The following is a 17,300-nucleotide window of genomic DNA, read 5'->3' as shown; positions in this document are numbered from 1 at the left end:
TCCGGGACTAGCATCGGGTCAACTCGATGCAGCGAGTCACAACCCTAACTGCACACATCCCCAAACACTGCCGCCCTAACAAAAGAGATAACGCAGATGAATGAAGTGATGAACACCGCACCCGCCAAGATCAACCTGGTCAAGGCCCGAGGCTCGCTGGTATGGGACGATCAGGGCAAGGAATACATCGACTGTACCGCCCAGGCCTGGTCGAACAATTTGGGGGCCAATGACCCCCGGGTGGTGGAAGCCGCCGTTGCGCAATTGCGCGAAATGACTCACATCCGCCCCAACTTTGGCTCACCGGCCCACACCCGGCTGGTGAAGAAGCTGCGGGAAGTCTCCCCGGGCGCCCTCAACCAGATGGGCTTTGCCCTGCATGGCAGCCTCGCCGGTGAAATGGCGATGAAACTGGCTTTCAAGAACCGCCCCGGCGCACAGAACCTGCTGGTGCTGCAGGACGGCTACCACGGCCGCTCCCTGGCCACCCTCGGCGCCAGTTGGCCGCACCCGAACAATCCGTTCCTGGCGATCCAGCCACGTTTCACCCGCGTCCCCCACCCCAACCCGTACCGCACGCGCCTGGGCATGGACCCGGAAACCGAGTCGCAGCTGTGCCTTGGCCTGCTGGAAGAAACCATCCTCAAGGGCGTCGACGGTGGCGTGGCAGCAGTGATGATGGAACCGATCCAGGGCAATGGCGGGCATATCGAGTTCCCCCGCTCCTACTACAAAGGCGTGCGCGAGATCTGCGACCGCCTCGGCGTGCTGCTGATTTTTGATGAAGTGCAGACCGGTTTCGGGCGCATGGGCACGATGTTCGCTGCGGACTATTACGACGTGCTGCCCGACATCATCGTGTTCGGCAAAGGCGTCGGCGGCGGCTTCCCGCTGGCCGGGATCCTCGCCGATGACAAGCTCAAGTGGTTCGACGAAGGTGAAGAAGCCCTGACCTTCGGCCACTTCCCGGTCTCGCTGGCCGCCGGCTACGCCACGGTGGAAGCGATCGTCGCCGACAACCTCTGCGAAAAGGCCCGCGACTCCGGCGACTACATCACCGCCCGCCTCAAGGACATGCAAACCCGCCACCCGCTGATCGGCGACGTGCGCTGCCCCGGGCTGATGGCGTCCATCGAGCTGGTCAAGGACCGCACCACCAAGGAACCGGCCTGCCGCGAATCCCAGGAGGTGTATCGCCTTGGGGTGGAGCGCGGCGTATTGTTTGGCGAAAGCCGCTACGCCGGGCTGGGTAACCTGATCAAGGTCAAGCCTCCGCTGGATATCGAACGCCCGTTGCTGGCCAAGGCCCTCGACGTGCTGGACGAGGTGATCGGCATCATCGAGGAGCAACGGCCATGAGCACATTCGTTGAAAACACCGTGACCGCCCCGCCGAATGCCCAGGCCCCGCTGTCCAGCGACGACGCCGACCTGGCCAGCCTTGGCTACGAGCAAAAGATGCACCGCACCATGAGTTCGTTCACCTCGTTTGCCCTGGCCTTCTCCATGGTCTCGATCAACACCGGGGTGGTCACGCTGTTCGCCGACCCGTTCAACCGCGTCGGCGGTATCGGCATCCTTTTGTGGCTGCTGGTGATCCCGCTGGTGTGCTGCATCGTCATGGTCTACTGCCACCTGGCCGGGCGCATTCCGCTTACCGGCTACGCCTACCAATGGTCCAGCCGGTTGGCGGGCAATCACTTCGGCTGGTTTACCGGCTGGGTCGCGTTCACCTCGTTTGTCGCCGGTACAGCCGCCACCTCGGCGGCCATCGGCACGGTGTTCGCGCCGGAGATCTGGGCCAACCCGACACAGGGCCAGATCCAGGGCCTGAGCATCGGTGCCACGCTGGTGGTAGGCCTGCTGAACATCTGCGGGATTCGCCTGGCCACGCGGATCAACGACATCGGCGCGATCATCGAAATCATCGGCACGGTGCTGCTGGCGATTGCGTTGTTCTTCGGGGTGTTTTTCTTCTTCGAGCACACCCAGGGCGTGGCGATCCTGACCTCGGCACAACCAGTCAGCGGCGGCACCCTCAGCTTCACCACCCTCGCCCTCGCCACCTTGCTGCCGGTCTCGGTGCTGCTGGGCTGGGAGGGCGCCGCCGACCTGTCCGAAGAAACCAAGGACCCACGCCGCGCCGCGCCCCGGGCGATGCTGCGAGCGGTGCTGGTGTCCAGTGTATTGGGCTTCGTGGTGTTCGCCTTGCTGAGCATTGCGATCCCGGGGTCGGTCAGCGAGCTGCTCAGCCACAGCGAAAACCCGGTGATCAATATCGTGCGCCTGCAACTGGGCAACGCCGCCGGCGTGGGCATGATCGTGATCGCCTTCGCCTCGATCCTCGCCTGCCTGATCGCCAACATGGCGGTGGCCACGCGCATGACCTTCGCCTTGTCCCGGGACAACATGCTGCCGGGCTCCAAGGTGCTGGCGAAGATCAACCCGCACTTCGGTACGCCGGTCGCCGCCATCGTGCTGATCACCGCCATTGCCGTGCTGCTGAACCTGGCGAGCGGCGGGTTTGTCACGGCGATCTACTCGATGGTCGGCCTGACCTACTACTGCACCTACCTGCTGACGCTGATTGCCGCGTACCTGGCCTATAAAAATGGCCGGATGCCGGGGGCGCCTGCGGGGGTGTTCAGCCTGGGCAAGTGGTTGTTGCCGATGATCGTCCTCGGTGGCCTGTGGGCCATCGCGGTGATCCTGACCCTGAGCGTGCCCGAAGAAAGCCACACCGGCGCCATCACCACCGGGGTTACACTCGGGGTCGGCGTGCTGTGGTGGTTGTTTTCGCTGCGCACGCGCCTTAACAATGGCACCGCCGGGCCGAGCGGCAAATTGCTCGACCACTAGCCGCTGATTGCAGCCAAACAACAAAACCCCGGGCGCCGGGGTTTTGTCTTGTCACCGTCAAGGAGCTTCCCGATGTTTGAACAGGCCAGCTGGCTCAATCAACCCCAGCAATGGAGCCGAGAAGGCCAGCGTCTCAAGGTGCGCACCGATGCCAGCACCGATTTCTGGCGCGAGACCCACTATGGTTTTGTGCGCGACAACGGGCATTTCCTGTTCGTCGAAACCGACGGTGACTTCACCGCCCAGGTCAAGATCCACAGCGCGTTTACCCACCTGTATGACCAGGCCGGGTTGATGGTGCGGGTGGATGAAGCCCATTGGGTGAAGATCGGTGCAGAGCTGTCCGACGGTGTGACGCTGTTGAGCAGCGTATTGACCGATGGTGTGTCGGACTGGGCCACCGGTGTGTTCCCGGGTGATCCCGAGGCGTTCTGGATTCGCGCCACCGTGGCCAAGGGCGTGCTGCGCGTGCAGGTGTCGGTGGATGGCGTGAGCTGGCCATTGGTGCGCCTGGCGCCGTTCCCCGTGGCTGCGTCGTATCAGGTGGGACCTTATTGCTGCACGCCGGAACGTGGCGGGCTGGAGGTGGAGTTTTCCGAACTTCAGGTAAGTGCGCCCAACGGCAAATCCCTGCACGACCTGTCCTGACTAACCCCGGCTGCTCGCCACTTCCATCGCCAACTCGGCAAAGTTGCGCGCTGCCACACTCGGTTGTGGCGGCAAGGCGACCGCCACTTCACACATCGGCATATCGCTGATCACCGGGAAGGCCAGGCCGGGCCGTGCATAAAAACGTGCGGTGGACAGCGCGGTGATACTGATCCCGCGCTCCGACGCCACCGCCTGCAACTCGGTCTCCACCGTCGAAGCTTCATGGACGATCCGCGCCGGCTGGCCATCGCGGTACGCGTCGGCGGTCCAGAAACTGCGCCACACGCCCACCCCCGGTGCAGCAATGATCGGTTCATCCAGCACGTCGTAGATGCTCACGCTGCTCTCCCCGGCCAACCGGTGGCTGGACGCCAGGCACGCCACGCAGGGTTCGGTCACCAGGGTGTGCAACTCGATGTCCGGCAGGCCCAGTGGCGGGCGCAGCACCGACACGTCCATGCCCTCGTCGATCCCGGCATGGGGCGAGCCGAAGTCATACTCGCGCACCACCAGTTCGATCTCCGGGTAGCGCCTGGCGAACACGCTGAGGATTTGCGGCATCAAGTCCACACCCGCGCCGATCAGGAAGCCGATATTCAATGAGCCGCGTACGCCGCGTGCATGTTCGTGGGCGGTGCGTACCAGGCGGCTTACCCCATTGACGATTTCCCGCGCCTCTACCAGCAAGGCCAGGCCGGCTTCGGTCAGTGCTACGTTGCGGGTGTTGCGTTGGAACAGTTGTACGTCCAGCAGCGCCTCAAACTGGCGGATGGTCTGGGACAGCGCCGGTTGCGAGACATGCAGGCGGGTCGCGGCGCGCACGAAGCTGAGCTCCTCGGCCACCACCACGAAGGCCTTGAGTTGACGGATGTCTACGCCGGAAGTTTGCATTGCAGCCTCTTATGATCAATGGGCAGACCGAGTGGGAGAATAACCTGTGGCGAGGGAGCTTGCTCCCGCTGGGTTGCGCAGCGACCCTGAAACCATCCGCCGCGTTCTTGCTGAACTAACACCGCCGCTTCTTTGGGGCCGCTTCGCGGCCCAGCGGGAGCAAGCTCCCTCGCCACAGCGTCGACCCAACCTCAGTGCATGGCCACTTCACGCAACCACGTCTTGAACGCCAGCATCGCCGGCGTCTCGGCCCGTGACTGCAAGCGCGTCAGCCAATAACTGCCGGTGGTGATGCCGATCTCGAACGGCTGGCGAATCACGTCCGTCGCCAACTGCCGGCTGAACATCATCGCCGGCGCCAGGGCCACCCCCGCCCCTTGCAGCGCCGCCTCCATCATCGCCAGGGACGAGTCGAAAACGATACTGCGCGGCACCAGCGTGTCGGCTGGCAATCCCGCGGCCTGGAACCATTGCGTCCACTCATCCGCACGATATGAGCGCAGCAGCGTGTGCTTCAACAGGTCCGCCGGAGTCTGCAATTGCCGAGCAAGTTGCGGCACGCACAGCACCGTCAGCGGCGCCTCCAGCAATTGACACGCCTCGGTGCCGTGCCACGCGCCGGAACCAAACCGGATTGCGTAATCCAGGCCTTCGGCCGCCACGTCGACGCGGTTGTTGTTGGTGGACAGGCGCAAGTCGATAAACGGGTAGCGCGCCTGGAAATCCGCAAGCCGCGGCAACAGCCAGCCCACCGCAAAGGTGCCCACCGCGCCTACCGTCAATACTTCGCGGTAATGCCCACCTTCAAACTGGCCTAAGGTTTGAGCTATCCGGTCGAAGGATTCGCGCAACACCGGCAGCAGGGTCTCGCCCTCGCTGGTGAGCATCAGGCCCCGGGGCAGGCGTTTAAACAGCGTGACATTGAGCTGCGCCTCCAGGCTTTTCACCTGGTGACTGACCGCCGCCTGGGTGACGCACAGTTCAATCGCCGCCCGGGTAAAACTCAAATGCCGCGCAGACGCCTCGAAGGCTCGCAGCGCGTTGAGTGGCAAATGGGAACGGAGCATGGCTTGACCCTAATTTTTCTAATGGCTGTTGCGAGATATCATCGTTTGCCGCGGGATCACAAACTGCCTAGATTTGCGGCGCCTGCGCAGGCAACGGTATTCACCCGATCACCTTCATGGAAGTCACGTCATCATGTACACATCCCTTTTTCCAACCGTGCGCAACACCGCGATATTCGCCTTATTGCTCGGCGCCGGCAACTGCATGGCGGCTACCGACATGCGCCAGGTCGTGGACAGTACTGTCCAGCCCCTGATGCAGCAACAGGACATCGCCGGCCTGTCGGTGGCAATCGTACAGAACGGCAAGGCGCAATACTTTAACTACGGCGTTGCCAGCAAGGAGAGCAAGCAGCCCGTCACCGAAAACACCCTGTTTGAAATCGGCTCGGTGAGCAAGACCTTCACCGCCACCCTTGCCGGCTATGCCCTGGCCAACGGCAAGCTGAAGCTGTCGGACCCGGCCAGCCAATACCTGCCGGCATTGCGCGGCGCCACGTTTGACCACATCAGCCTGCTCAACCTCGGCACCTACACCGCAGGTGGCTTGCCCCTGCAATTCCCCGATGAGTCCGATAACGCCGGCAAGATGATCAGCTACTACCAGCACTGGAAACCGGACTTCGCTCCCGGCACGCAACGCCTGTATTCCAACCCGAGCATCGGCTTGTTCGGCCACCTGGCAGCGCAAAGCCTGGGCCAGCCGTTTGACCGGTTGATGGCGCAGACCCTGCTGCCGAAACTCGGCCTCAAGCACACCTTTATCAGCGTACCCAAGTCACAAATGAACCTTTACGCCCAGGGTTACGACAAGGCCGGCAAACCGGTGCGTGTAGGGCCTGGCGCCCTGGACGCCGAGGCCTACGGCATCAAGACCAGCACCTCGGACCTGATTCAGTACGTTGAAGTGAACATGCACCCGGCGAAGCTGGAGAAGCCGCTGCAACAGGCGATTGCCGCAACTCACACCGGCTACTACACGGTGGATGGCATGACCCAGGGCCTCGGCTGGGAGATGTACCCCTACCCAATCACGCTGGATGCATTGACGGAAGGCAACTCGGCACAAATGGCCTTTCAGCCCCACAAGGTCAACTGGCTGACACCACCGCAAGCGCCCCATGCCGACACGCTGGTGAACAAGACTGGCGCCACCGGTGGTTTTGGCGCCTACGTGGCGTACGTGCCGAGCAAAGGCCTGGGGGTGGTGATCCTGGCGAACAAGAACTACCCGAATGCCGAACGGGTAAAAGTGGCCCATGCGATCTTGAGTGCGATGGATAAATAAATCCCTGCACACCTCAAATGTGGGAGCGGGCAAGCCCGCTCCCACATTGTTTTGTGGCGTGATTCAAGTTGGGTTTACATCCCCAGCCAATGCGGCAAGGCCAGCGATATGAACGGCAGGTAAGTCACCATGATCAGGAACACCAGCAGGATCATCAGCCACGGCAACGCCGCGCGGATGGTCTGCCCCAGCGTCAGCCCGGTCACCGCCGAGGTCACAAACAGGTTCAACCCCACCGGCGGATGCACCAGGCCAATCTCCATGTTGACCACCATCACAATCCCCAGGTGAATCGGGTCGATCCCCAGCTTCATCGCAATCGGGAAAAAGATCGGCGCCAGGATCAGCACGATCGCCGACGGCTCCATAAAGCTGCCCGCCACCAGCAACACCACGTTGACCATGATCAGGAAACCAATCGGCGTCAGGCCCTCGGAGATCACCCACGCGGTGATTTCCTGGGGAATCTGCTCCGTGGTCAGCACGTGAGCGAAGAGCATGGCGTTGGCGATGATAAACATCAGCATGATCGCCAGGCGCCCGGACTCCAGCAGCACCTTGGGGCAATCCCTGATCTTCATGTCCTTGTAGATGAACAGCGCGACAAACGCCGAGTACACCGCCGCCACCGCCGCCGCTTCGGTCGGGGTGAACATGCCGCTGTAGATCCCGCCCAGGATGATCACCAGCAGCAACAGGCCCCAGAATGCCCGGCGGGCGCAGGTCAGCCACTCGCGAAAGGTCGCCCGTGGCTGGGCCGGCAGTTTCTTGATGCGCGCGACGATGTAGATCGCGACCATCAACATCAAGCCCAGCAGCAGGCCCGGAATCACCCCGGCCATGAACAGCTTGCCCACCGAGGTTTCCGTGGCGGCCGAGTACACCACCATCACGATCGACGGCGGAATCAGGATGCCCAGGGTACCGGCGTTGCAGATGATCCCGGCGCCGAATTCCTTCGGGTAGCCCGAGCGCACCATGCCCGCCACGGCAATCGAACCCACCGCCGCCACTGTCGCGGGCGAGGAGCCCGACAGTGCGGCAAACAGCATGCATGCCAGCACCGCCGCAATCGCCAGCCCGCCGCGGATATGCCCGACGCAGGCGTTGGCAAAGTCGATCAGCCGCTGCGCCACGCCACCGGTGGTCATGAACGCACCCGACAACAGGAAGAACGGAATCGCCAGGAAGGTATAGGCGTCCGAGGTTTCAAACAGCTTGATTGCCAGGGAACTCACCGAGTCCGGGCTGAACATCAGGATCGACACCGCGCCCGACAACCCCAGGGAAATCGCGATGGGCACACCGAGGAACATGAACACGAACAGCAGCAAAAACAGACACAGAACGGCCATCAGTGACGCTCCTCATGGCTGCCGGCCAACTTGCTGGCTTCACCGGCTTCGTCGGCCAGGCCCAGCCCGGTTTGGCGGTGGGTGAAGATGCGGTAGAAAATTTCCAGGTAGCGGATGAACACCAGGGCAAAGCCGATGGGCACGATCACCACGATGTCGTCGACATCGATGCCGAACTTGTCGAGGTCTTCGGCGCCGATGTGCGCGGTGGTGACCGCACTCAGCCATTTGTAGCTGGCAACCATGAACAACCCGGCGTAGGCCAGGCAGCACAGGCAAGCCAGCATGCCCAGCAGGCGCTGCACCCGGCGCGGCGTCAGCTTGACCAGCGCGTCCACGCCCAAGTGGCCGGCGGTGCGCACGCCGTAGGAGATGCCAAAGAAAATCAGCCAGCCGAACATGGCCTTGGTCAGCGCCACGCTCCAGGTCATGTCCTGGGCCCAGCCCATGGTGTGGTCACCCAGGGCGTTGAAGAAACCGCTGCTCCACGCCCACTTGTCGGCAAGGGCAAAGAACAGGGTGTAGATGTTGTTGAGCATGACGTAGACAAAAGTCACCAGGGTCATGGCGGCCAGCAGGATGGCGATAAAGCCTTCCTCCAGGTGCTCCCAGACGCGCCTTAGCGTTTGCATGGCAAAACCTCGCGAAGCGGAGATAGGTGTGTGCAAGGCTTGGAGGCGGGAACCGGATCAACATGTGGGAGCGGGCTTGCTCGCGAATGCAGTCTTTCAGTTGATGCATTCGGTGACTGATACACCGCATTCGCGAGCAAGCCCGCTCCCACATTTGATCTCGGTGCTCTCCAAATTACTGGTTCGACGCGTCGGCCGCCTTGATCAGGTCAGCGCCGATTTCACCTTCGAACTTCTGCCACACCGGGCGCATGGCTTCGCGCCAGAGCTGGCGTTGCTCCGGTGTCAGCTCGATGATTTCGCTGGTCTTGGCGTCGATGATCTTCTGCTTGGCCGACTGGTTCAGCGCCTCGGCCTGCTTGTTCACCTCGACGGTGACTTCAACCATGACCTGGTCCAGGGTGGTGCGCACATCCGGCGGCAGGCCGTTCCAGAACTTGGCGTTGGTGATCACCATGTAGTCGATCAGGCCATGGTTGGATTCGGTGAAGTACTTCTGCACTTCGTTGACCTTCTGGCTTTCATAGTTCGACCAGGTGTTCTCGGTGCCGTTGACGGTGCCGGTCTGCAAGCCCTGGTACACCTCGGCAAAACTCATCTTGCGCGGGTTGGCGCGGATCGCCTTGAACTGCTCTTCCAGGACGCTGGAGGCCTGCACGCGGAATTTCAGGCCACGGGCATCCTTGGGCTCTCGCAATGCCTTGTTCGCCGACAGTTGCTTGAGGCCGTTGTGCCAATAGGCCAGGCCGAGGATGTTCTTGTCTTGCATCGAGGTCAGCAACGCCTTGCCCTGGGCCGCCTGGAAACGGTCGACCGCCGCCAGGTCGTTGAACAGGAACGGCAGGTCGTAGATCTGTACTTGCTTGGTGTACTGCTCAAACTTGGCCAGGGACGGCGCCAGCATCTGCACGTCGCCCAGCAGCAGCGCTTCCATTTCCTTGCCGTCGCCGAACAGCGAGGAGTTGGGGTACACCTCGACTTTCACCCGGCCGGGCAGGCGTTCTTCAGCGAGCTTCTTGAACAGCAAGGCGCCCTGGCCTTTGGGGGTGTTTTCTGCGACGACGTGGGCGAACTTGATCACGATGGGGTCGGCCGCCTGGGCCAGGCCCGCGGCAAACAAGGTGGCGGCGCAGAACAGCGCCCGAGAAAGCTTGAGCATGGAAAATCACCTTCTTATTGTTGTGTTATAGGGCAAGGTGCCTGATGTCACGCGTATAGAGAATTTCGAATTTTAGATACCTGCGTTCGGCGTGGACGAACGCCGATTTTGCAAACGACAGAGATCCAATGTGGGAGCGGGCTTGCTCGCGAAAGCGGTGTGCCAGTCACCGGATGCACTGGCTGACCCACCGCTTTCGCGAGCAAGCCCGCTCCCACATTTCTACGGTTGCGCGGCTAATAATCGTTGGGCCCGCAACAACACCGGTGCATCCACCATCTGCCCGTCCAGCTGATACGCCCCGGCCCCATGGGCACCAGCGTCCACCACCCGTTTGGCCCAGGCCAGATCCTCGGCACTGGGGGCCAACGCCTGGTGAATCACCGCCACCTGCTTGGGATGGATACACAGCGCGCCGGAAAAGCCCATTTCATAGGCATGCCGAATCGAACGGCGCAGGCCTTCGGGGTCGTCGATGGCCGGGTGCACGCCGTCCAGCGGCGCCACCAGCCCGGCGGCGCGGGAATGCACGATCAAGGCAAGGCGAGCCTGGTCCAGGGCAAATTGCGCGGCCGGGGAGCCGCTGCTCAGGTTCAAGTCCAGCGCCAGGTCCAGGCCACCAAACGACAGGCGCTCCACCAGCGGCGCATGGGCGATTTCCGCCACCGCCAGCAAACCCCGCGCACTCTCGATAATCGGCCAGATAGCCTTGCCCGTTGCAGCCACCACGGCCACCTGGGCCGCACTTTCAACCTTGGGCAGCAACACCCCCGCGACCCCGGCGTGGGCCTGACAGAACGCCACATCGGCAAAATGCTCGGGATGCTCCGGCGCGTTGATCCGCACCCACACCCGCGCCGCCGGCGTCGCCTGCAAAAACACCCCGAGGTTGTCCCGGGCCTGACGCTTGAGCGGCTCTTCCACCGCGTCTTCAAAATCCACAATCACCGCATCGGCGCCACTGGCCAGGGCCTTGGCAAAACGTTCCGGTCGGCTGCCCGGTACAAACAGCGCAGAGCGCACAAGAGAGGTTGGCATCGTTCGATTCCTTGTCAGATAACGCCGCGGATACGCAGGCCGTCGATGGCTTCAGCGGAGTAACCCAGCTGGTCGAGAATCCCCTGGCTGTGCTGCCCCAGCCCCGGCACCGCATCCATCCGCGGGGTGAACGCGGCATTGCGTGCCGGTGGCAGCAACGACGGTAATTTGCCCGCCGGGCTGTCGACTTCACGCCAACTGTCCCGGGCCTTGAGCTGCGGGTGGTCCCACACGCCTTGCATGTCGTTGACTCGTGCACTGGCGATTTGCGCGTCTTCCAGGCGCTGGATCACGCCCTCGGCGCTCATCTGCGCAAAACTGTCGACGATGATCTGGCGCAGCACGTCGCGGTTTTCCGAACGCTTGAAGTTGGCCGAGAAACGCTCGTCGGTGGCCAATTCCGGGGTGAGCAGCACCTTGTCGCAGAACGCCGCCCACTCGCGCTCGTTCTGCAACCCGAGCATCACCGTGCCGCCGTCGCCGGTGGGAAACGGCCCGTAGGGGTAGATCGTCGAATGCGCCGCACCCGCGCGCGGTGGCTGGGGCGCGCCGTCGAACGCGTAATACATCGGGTAGCCCATCCACTCCACCAGGCTTTCCAGCATGCTGACGTCGATACGACTGCCCTGCCCGGTCTTGCCCCGCAGCAGCAGCGCCGAGAGGATGCCGCTGTAGGCGTACATCCCGGCGGAGATATCGGCGATGGAGCAGCCCGCCTTGGCCATCTGGTCTTCACCCGGGCCACCGGTGACCGAGAGAAAGCCGCCTTCGCTCTGGATCAGCAGGTCGTAGGCCTTTTTCTTTTCATACGGGCCACCCTCGCCATAGCCGGAGATGTCGCAGACGATCAGCCGCGGGAAGCGCTCATGCAGCGCCTCGAATGACAAACCCATGCGCGCGGCCGCGCCCGGTGCGAGGTTCTGTACCAGCACATCGGCATCGGCCAGCAGGGTTTCCAGGATGTCCCCGGCATCGTCGTGCTTGAGGTCCAGGGTCAGGCTTTCCTTGGAGCGGTTGGTCCACACGAAATGCGAGGCCAGGCCGCGCACGCGCTCGTCATAGCCCCGGGCAAAGTCGCCCGCCCCGGGACGTTCGATCTTGATCACCCGCGCGCCCAGGTCGGCCAACTGGCGAGTGCAGAACGGTGCGGCAATCGCGTGTTCCAGGCTGACAACGGTGATGCCGTCCAGCGGTCGTTGATTAGCGGTCATGACAGTTCCTTAAAGCCAGTGAGCCAGGGACGCGGCGTTGCGCAGGTCCCAGACTTTTTCGATCAGCCCGGTGGTTTGCGCGGGTGTGCGGGCACCGCTGAATTGAGTCAGGCGCTGGAACTTGTCGGCCAGCTCCGAGCGGTTCAGGGTGTTGCCCGGGTCGCCCTTGGGTTCGTCGATGGCGCCGTGCAGGGTGCGACCATCGGCGGTGGTCACGATCACCCGGCCCAGCCAGCGCTGCGGATAGGCACCGTCGACTTCGGCGTCGAGGGTCATGGAGACCTTGTCGCGAAACGCCGCCACGTCCCCGTCGCTCAGCGCCAGCTCGTGAAACTCGGTCAGCCCGGCCTTGCCATGCACGGCAATCAACCCCAGCACGGTGCCCATGGAAAACTTGGCCTGGTGCACGGTCTGCGGCAGCGTCACCCGGCCCAAAACGTCGATGGCGCCCTGGTGAACGCGGGTTTCCACATGGGCGATCTGCTCATGGCCCAGCCCTTCGCGCTGCATCAGATCCAGCAGCGCATCGGCGGCCGGATGGGTATGTCGGCATGAAGCATGGAACTTGAACGACGTTTCCAGCAGCGCCCAGCGACTGCCGAGGCGATCCGCCAATTTGCCTGGGTCGGCGTCGGTGGACATGCCCGCCGCCATCCCCTGATCACCTTCCAGAATATTGCGCGCACCGGTCAGCCCGTCCGCCGTCAGATACGCCGCCAGCAAACCATCGGCAGCGGCCTTGGCAGTGTGCAGTTGCTTGGAGTCGGCGGCATCCCGCAGGAACTCCCACAGCCCGGCCGCCTGAGTGCCGGCACTGCCCAGCAGGTTGATGAATTGCTCTTGGTTGAAGTCGAGCAATTTGCCCACGGCCACCGCCGCCGCGAGGGTGCCGACGGTGGCCGTGGTGTGGAAGATCCGGTAATGGGAACGGCCCATGAACTCACCGATGCGAATCCCGGCTTCGTAGCCGGCCACCGAGGCCAGCAGCAGCTCGCGACCGGACTTGCCGAGGTCTTGCGCCGCCGCCAATGCCGCCGGAAACACCACGGTCGCCGGGTGCAATACCGAGCTGTTGTGCAGGTCATCCTGCTCCACCAGGTGCGACGACGCGCCATTCACCAGCGCGGCGAAATAGGCACTGCTGCTGCCGCCGTTGACGATGATCTGCGCCGGGCCATCAGCCGGGCCCATCCTGCGGGCATAACGTTCGAACAGCGGGATCGGATGCGCGCCCTTGCTGGCCAGCGCCGAGGCGAGCCAGTCGAGGAACAGGTCTTCGGTGCGGGCGAGTACGGCGTCCGGCAATTGTGCGTAATTCAACTCGGCGAGGAACCGGCACAGCGCTTGGGTATGGCTCATGGTCGGGCCCTCAGAAGCTGCGTGGCAGTTCGAGCAGATGCTCGGCCACGTAGGACAGGATCAGGTTGGTGGAGATCGGCGCAACCTGGTACAGGCGGGTCTCGCGGAACTTGCGCTCCACGTCGTATTCGCAGGCAAACCCGAAGCCGCCGTGGGTTTGCAGGCAGGCGTTGGCCGCCTCCCAGGAAGCCTTGGCCGCGAGGTACTTGGCCATGTTCGCGCTGGCCCCGGCATTGGCGCCGCTGTCGTATTCCTCACAGGCACGCCAGCGCATCAAGTCGGCCGCTTCGATCTCGATATGGGCTTCGGCAATCGGGAACTGCACGCCCTGGTTCTGTCCGATGGGCCGACCAAATACCACGCGGTCGCGGGCATAGGCGCTGGCTTTCTCGATAAACCAGCGGCCATCGCCGATGCACTCGGCGGCAATCAGCGTCCGCTCGGCATTCAAGCCGTCGAGGATGTAGCGGAAGCCCTTGCCCTCCTCGCCAATCAGGCTGTCCAGCGGCAACTCCAGGTTATCGAAGAACAGTTCGTTGGTCTCGTGGTTGACCATGTTGGCGATGGGCTGCACGGTCAGGCCATTGCCGATGGCTTCCCGCAAGTCCACCAGGAAGATCGACATGCCTTCGGATTTTTTCTTCACCTCGGCCAACGGCGTGGTGCGGGCCAGCAGGATCATCAGGTCGGAATGCTGCACCCGCGAGATCCAGACTTTCTGGCCATTGATCACGTACTTGTCGCCGCGCTTGACTGCGGTGGTCTTGATTTTGGTGGTGTCGGTGCCGGTGGTGGGCTCGGTCACGGCCATCGACTGCAGGCGCAATTCGCCGCTGGCGAGCTTGGGCAGGTAGAAGCGTTTCTGTGCTTCGCTGCCGTGACGCAGCAAGGTGAACATGTTGTACATCTGGCCGTGGACGGTGCCGGAGTTGCCACCGCAGCGGTTCACTTCCTCCAGTATCACCGAGGCTTCCGCCAGCCCCAGGCCGGAGCCGCCGTAGGCTTCCGGGATCATTGCCGACAGCCAGCCGGCGTCGGTCAGGGCCTTGACGAAGGCTTCCGGGAAACCTTTTTCTTCATCGACCTTGCGCCAGTAGGCAGCGTCGAATTCGGCGCAGAGTGCGCGCACGCCTTCGCGGATGGCATTCAGTTCTTCGTTGTCATTCGGGTTCATTAACGGCTCTCCGCCTGTTGTTCTTGGAGGTTTATTCGAAATGCAGTTCGGCGCGCTGGGCCAGGCCGTCGGCGTTGCCCGCCCACAGTTCCGCGACGCCCGGCGCGGTGACGTGCCCGCCCACTTCAAAGGCTTGCGGGGCAATCAACGGGCGCACGCCGCGATACGAGAAACGGCGCAACGTGGCCGCGGGGTTGGCGCGGCAAAATGCGCGCAGGCTCAAGGTGGCGATCAGCGGACCGTGCACCACCAGCCCCGAATAACCTTCGGTGCCGGTGACATAGGGGTAGTCGTAGTGAATGCGGTGGCCGTTGAAGGTCACGGCGCTGTAGCGGAACAACAGGGTTGGCGTCGGGTCGACCGCTTCACGCCAGGCGCCTTCGGGGAGCACGTCACCACTGCCCTGCTTGGGCGGCGTGGGTTCGCGGTAGACGATGTCCTGTTCTTCGCGCAGGGCCAGGCGGCCGTCCTGGGAATAGTCGTGGCGCACGGTGACGAACAACAACGAGCCGGTGCGACCGGTTTTTTCTTCCACCTGGGTGATGGTCGAAACGCGGGTGGCGGCCTCACCGGCACGCAATGCATGGAAGAACTCGATGCGCCCGCCGGCCCACATGCGGTTGCGATTATCGGCCGGCGGCAGGAAGCCGCCACGGGCCGGATGACCGTCACCGCCCAGGGCGGATTCGGGCAGCGGGTCCTGGAAAAAGCACCATTGCCACAACGGCGGAACCGGCTCGCCATCTGCCGGTACCGCTTCGCCAAAGGTGGCGGCGATGCGTTTGAGCAGGTTGTGGCTCAAGTGGTCGTGGGCTGTTTCGCTACGGCCGATCCAGTCTGTGGCGCTCATCAGGTGCATGTCCTCGGGCAGGGAATCTGAACCGGATCATGCTGGGCCCTGGCCGTTCTGAGAATTTGCATTTCAATAAAGCAGCGTTCGGCTATGCTGAACGCCATCGCCCATAATAAAGATCTCAAGAACCCGGATGATCAATGTGGGAGCTGGCTTGCCTGCTCCCGCATGGGTTCTTCGTCGCTGCCCCGGAGCCTTGCATGCACTTTGATCTGGCTGACTTACGCCTGTTTATCCATATCGCCGAATCCCCCAGCCTGACCCAGGGCGCCAAGCGCGCGTTCCTTTCGCCGGCCGCCGCCAGTGCGCGGATCAAGGCCCTGGAGGGCCAACTCGACACCCGCCTGTTGTACCGCGACAGCCGTGGCGTGGAGATCACCCCGGCGGGCGAACGGCTGCTGCACCATGCGCGGCTGATCATGCGCCAGGTAGATTACCTGAAAAGCGAGTTCACCCAATACGGCATCGACTCGGCCGGGCATATCCGCATTTTTGCCAACACCACCGCCGTGACCGAATTTCTCCCGGAGGTGCTGGCCGGCTTCCTGTCCCAGCGCCCCGGCGTGACGGTGGACCTGCAGGAGCGGCTGTCGCGGGATATCGTGCGGGGCGTGCTGGATGGCACCAGCGACATGGGCATCATCGCCGGGCCTGTGGAAGCGTCGGGTTTGCAGGTGCTGCACTTCAGCACCGACCACCTGGTGCTGACGGTACCGGTGGGGCATCCGCTGGCGAGCCTGCCTTCGGTGACGCTGGAGCAAACCCTGGCTTATCAACATATCGGCTTGCATGACGGCAGCACGTTGCTGAGTTTCCTGCGTGAGCATGTGGAGCGGCTGGGCAAGCACTTGTCGTTGCGCATTCAAATGTCGAGCTTCGAGGCGATCTGCCGGATGGTTGAGGCGGGCGTGGGGATCGGCATCATTCCCGAGTCGGCGGCGGTGCGGCACAGCCGGACCATGCAACTGGTGACGGTGAAGCTGGATGAAGTTTGGGCAGTGCGCGAGCGCAGTATTCTGGTGCGGGAACTGGAGGCGTTGCCGGGGACGATTCGGGCGTTGATCGCGACCTTGATGCCCGAGATGGAACCGCCCCGGCTGCCGGGCGCCTAAGCTAACGTTGCCCTTTTGCGAAGGAGATCTGGTCATGCAGCTTGAAGGTTCCTGCCATTGCGGCGCGGTTTCGTTCAGTCTTGAGAGTGCGCATCCCTACCCTTATCAGCGGTGTTATTGCTCGATTTGTCGCAAGACCCAGGGGGGTGGCGGGTATGCGATCAACCTTGGGGGGGATGCCAGGAGCCTCAAGGTGCGGGGGCGCAAGTTGATTTCGATTTATCACGCGCGGATGAAAGAGCCGGGGGATAGCCGGGCGCATGCGAGTACGGCTGAGCGGCATTTTTGTTCGCAGTGTGGGTCGGGGTTGTGGTTGTTCAGTCCGCAGTGGCCGGAGTTGATTCATCCGTTTGCTTCGGCGATTGATACGCCGTTGCCGGTGCCGCCGGAGCATACGCATTTGATGCTGGGGTCGAAGGCGCCGTGGGTTGAGGTGAGTGTTCGCGCGGGGGACCTGGAGTTTGAGGAGTATCCAGAGGAGTCGATTGCCGAGTGGCATGAGCGGTTGGGGCTGGGTTGATTGATTAAGTGAGTGAGTGAATATCCGTTATTTGGGTGATGGCTGAGATTGGTTCCGCTCTTACAGCGGCTCACTTTTGAAAAGCGCAAAAGTAAGCAAAACGCTCTTGCCCCACCACTCGGCACCTCGCCT

At 62.8% G+C, this 17,300-nt stretch carries 16 protein-coding genes; 6 read left to right on the top strand and 10 right to left on the bottom strand.

Annotation, left to right across the window (positions count from 1 at the left end):
• Nucleotides 1-96 precede the first annotated feature (96 nt).
• The 3 genes from HX817_RS29485 (at nucleotide 97) to HX817_RS29475 (ending at nucleotide 3,506) form a co-directional block, all read left to right on the top strand.
• The gene (locus HX817_RS29485; protein WP_087695004.1) at nucleotides 97-1,359 is read left to right on the top strand and encodes an aspartate aminotransferase family protein; all 1,263 of its coding nucleotides are present in this window, start codon (nucleotides 97-99) and stop codon (nucleotides 1,357-1,359) included.
• On the top strand, nucleotides 1,356-2,858 hold the full coding sequence (locus HX817_RS29480; protein ID WP_177042160.1) for an APC family permease: 1,503 nt from the start codon (nucleotides 1,356-1,358) through the stop codon (nucleotides 2,856-2,858). The genes HX817_RS29485 and HX817_RS29480 overlap by 4 nt, the downstream gene beginning before the upstream one ends.
• A gap of 72 nt (nucleotides 2,859-2,930) precedes the next feature.
• Nucleotides 2,931-3,506, top strand: coding sequence for a DUF1349 domain-containing protein (locus HX817_RS29475; RefSeq protein ID WP_177042158.1), 576 nt, complete (start codon nucleotides 2,931-2,933; stop codon nucleotides 3,504-3,506).
• On the opposite strand, the gene HX817_RS29470 is transcribed toward HX817_RS29475, so the two are convergent.
• Nucleotides 3,507-4,400 (bottom strand): LysR family transcriptional regulator, encoded by an 894-nt coding sequence (locus HX817_RS29470; RefSeq protein WP_087694998.1) that lies wholly within the window; start codon nucleotides 4,398-4,400, stop codon nucleotides 3,507-3,509.
• A gap of 191 nt (nucleotides 4,401-4,591) precedes the next feature.
• Nucleotides 4,592-5,467 (bottom strand): LysR family transcriptional regulator, encoded by an 876-nt coding sequence (locus HX817_RS29465; protein WP_003215066.1) that lies wholly within the window; start codon nucleotides 5,465-5,467, stop codon nucleotides 4,592-4,594.
• A gap of 133 nt (nucleotides 5,468-5,600) precedes the next feature.
• On the opposite strand from HX817_RS29465, the gene ampC reads away from it, so the two are divergent.
• Nucleotides 5,601-6,755, top strand: coding sequence for a class C beta-lactamase (ampC, locus tag HX817_RS29460; RefSeq protein WP_177042155.1), 1,155 nt, complete (start codon nucleotides 5,601-5,603; stop codon nucleotides 6,753-6,755).
• A 74-nt stretch (nucleotides 6,756-6,829) separates the two neighbouring features.
• Here the strand turns inward: ampC and dctM are convergent, their stop codons facing one another.
• The 8 genes from dctM to HX817_RS29420 all read right to left on the bottom strand — a co-directional run bounded on the left by dctM (nucleotide 6,830) and on the right by HX817_RS29420 (nucleotide 15,533).
• The gene (gene dctM, locus HX817_RS29455; RefSeq protein WP_003215062.1) at nucleotides 6,830-8,110 is read right to left on the bottom strand and encodes a C4-dicarboxylate TRAP transporter large permease protein DctM; all 1,281 of its coding nucleotides are present in this window, start codon (nucleotides 8,108-8,110) and stop codon (nucleotides 6,830-6,832) included.
• Nucleotides 8,110-8,742: a TRAP transporter small permease gene (locus HX817_RS29450; RefSeq protein WP_003215060.1), complete on the bottom strand. Its 633-nt coding sequence runs from the start codon at nucleotides 8,740-8,742 to the stop codon at nucleotides 8,110-8,112. The genes dctM and HX817_RS29450 overlap by 1 nt, the downstream gene beginning before the upstream one ends.
• Before the next feature lie 175 nt (nucleotides 8,743-8,917).
• Nucleotides 8,918-9,901 (bottom strand): C4-dicarboxylate TRAP substrate-binding protein DctP, encoded by a 984-nt coding sequence (gene dctP / locus HX817_RS29445; protein ID WP_003215057.1) that lies wholly within the window; start codon nucleotides 9,899-9,901, stop codon nucleotides 8,918-8,920.
• Nucleotides 9,902-10,123: 222 nt separating this feature from the next.
• On the bottom strand, nucleotides 10,124-10,939 hold the full coding sequence (locus tag HX817_RS29440) for a CoA ester lyase (RefSeq protein WP_008436242.1): 816 nt from the start codon (nucleotides 10,937-10,939) through the stop codon (nucleotides 10,124-10,126).
• A 14-nt stretch (nucleotides 10,940-10,953) separates the two neighbouring features.
• Entirely contained in the window at nucleotides 10,954-12,150 is a 1,197-nt protein-coding gene (locus tag HX817_RS29435; protein ID WP_003215053.1) for a CaiB/BaiF CoA-transferase family protein, read from the bottom strand.
• Between the two features lie 9 nt (nucleotides 12,151-12,159).
• A complete protein-coding gene (locus tag HX817_RS29430) occupies nucleotides 12,160-13,509 on the bottom strand; it encodes an MmgE/PrpD family protein (protein WP_134326762.1) in 1,350 nt (449 codons plus the stop codon).
• Between the two features lie 10 nt (nucleotides 13,510-13,519).
• Entirely contained in the window at nucleotides 13,520-14,683 is a 1,164-nt protein-coding gene (locus tag HX817_RS29425) for an acyl-CoA dehydrogenase family protein (RefSeq protein ID WP_177042153.1), read from the bottom strand.
• Nucleotides 14,684-14,714: 31 nt separating this feature from the next.
• Nucleotides 14,715-15,533, bottom strand: coding sequence for a MaoC family dehydratase N-terminal domain-containing protein (locus HX817_RS29420; protein ID WP_177042151.1), 819 nt, complete (start codon nucleotides 15,531-15,533; stop codon nucleotides 14,715-14,717).
• Nucleotides 15,534-15,736: 203 nt separating this feature from the next.
• Here HX817_RS29420 and HX817_RS29415 point away from each other — a divergent pair, with 203 nt between their 5' ends.
• Both HX817_RS29415 and HX817_RS29410 read left to right on the top strand, forming a co-directional pair.
• Nucleotides 15,737-16,648 carry a LysR family transcriptional regulator gene (locus HX817_RS29415; RefSeq protein ID WP_177029124.1) on the top strand — a complete coding sequence of 304 codons (912 nt, stop codon included), beginning with the start codon at nucleotides 15,737-15,739 and terminating at the stop codon, nucleotides 16,646-16,648.
• Between the two features lie 34 nt (nucleotides 16,649-16,682).
• Entirely contained in the window at nucleotides 16,683-17,168 is a 486-nt protein-coding gene (locus HX817_RS29410) for a GFA family protein (RefSeq protein ID WP_087694984.1), read from the top strand.
• The last annotated feature ends 132 nt before the right edge of the window (nucleotides 17,169-17,300 follow it).

Origin of the sequence: Pseudomonas sp. C6002 (genome assembly GCF_013385805.1) — a bacterium.
Classification (GTDB): domain Bacteria; phylum Pseudomonadota; class Gammaproteobacteria; order Pseudomonadales; family Pseudomonadaceae; genus Aquipseudomonas.
This window is presented reverse-complemented; position numbering and strand designations above follow the sequence as displayed.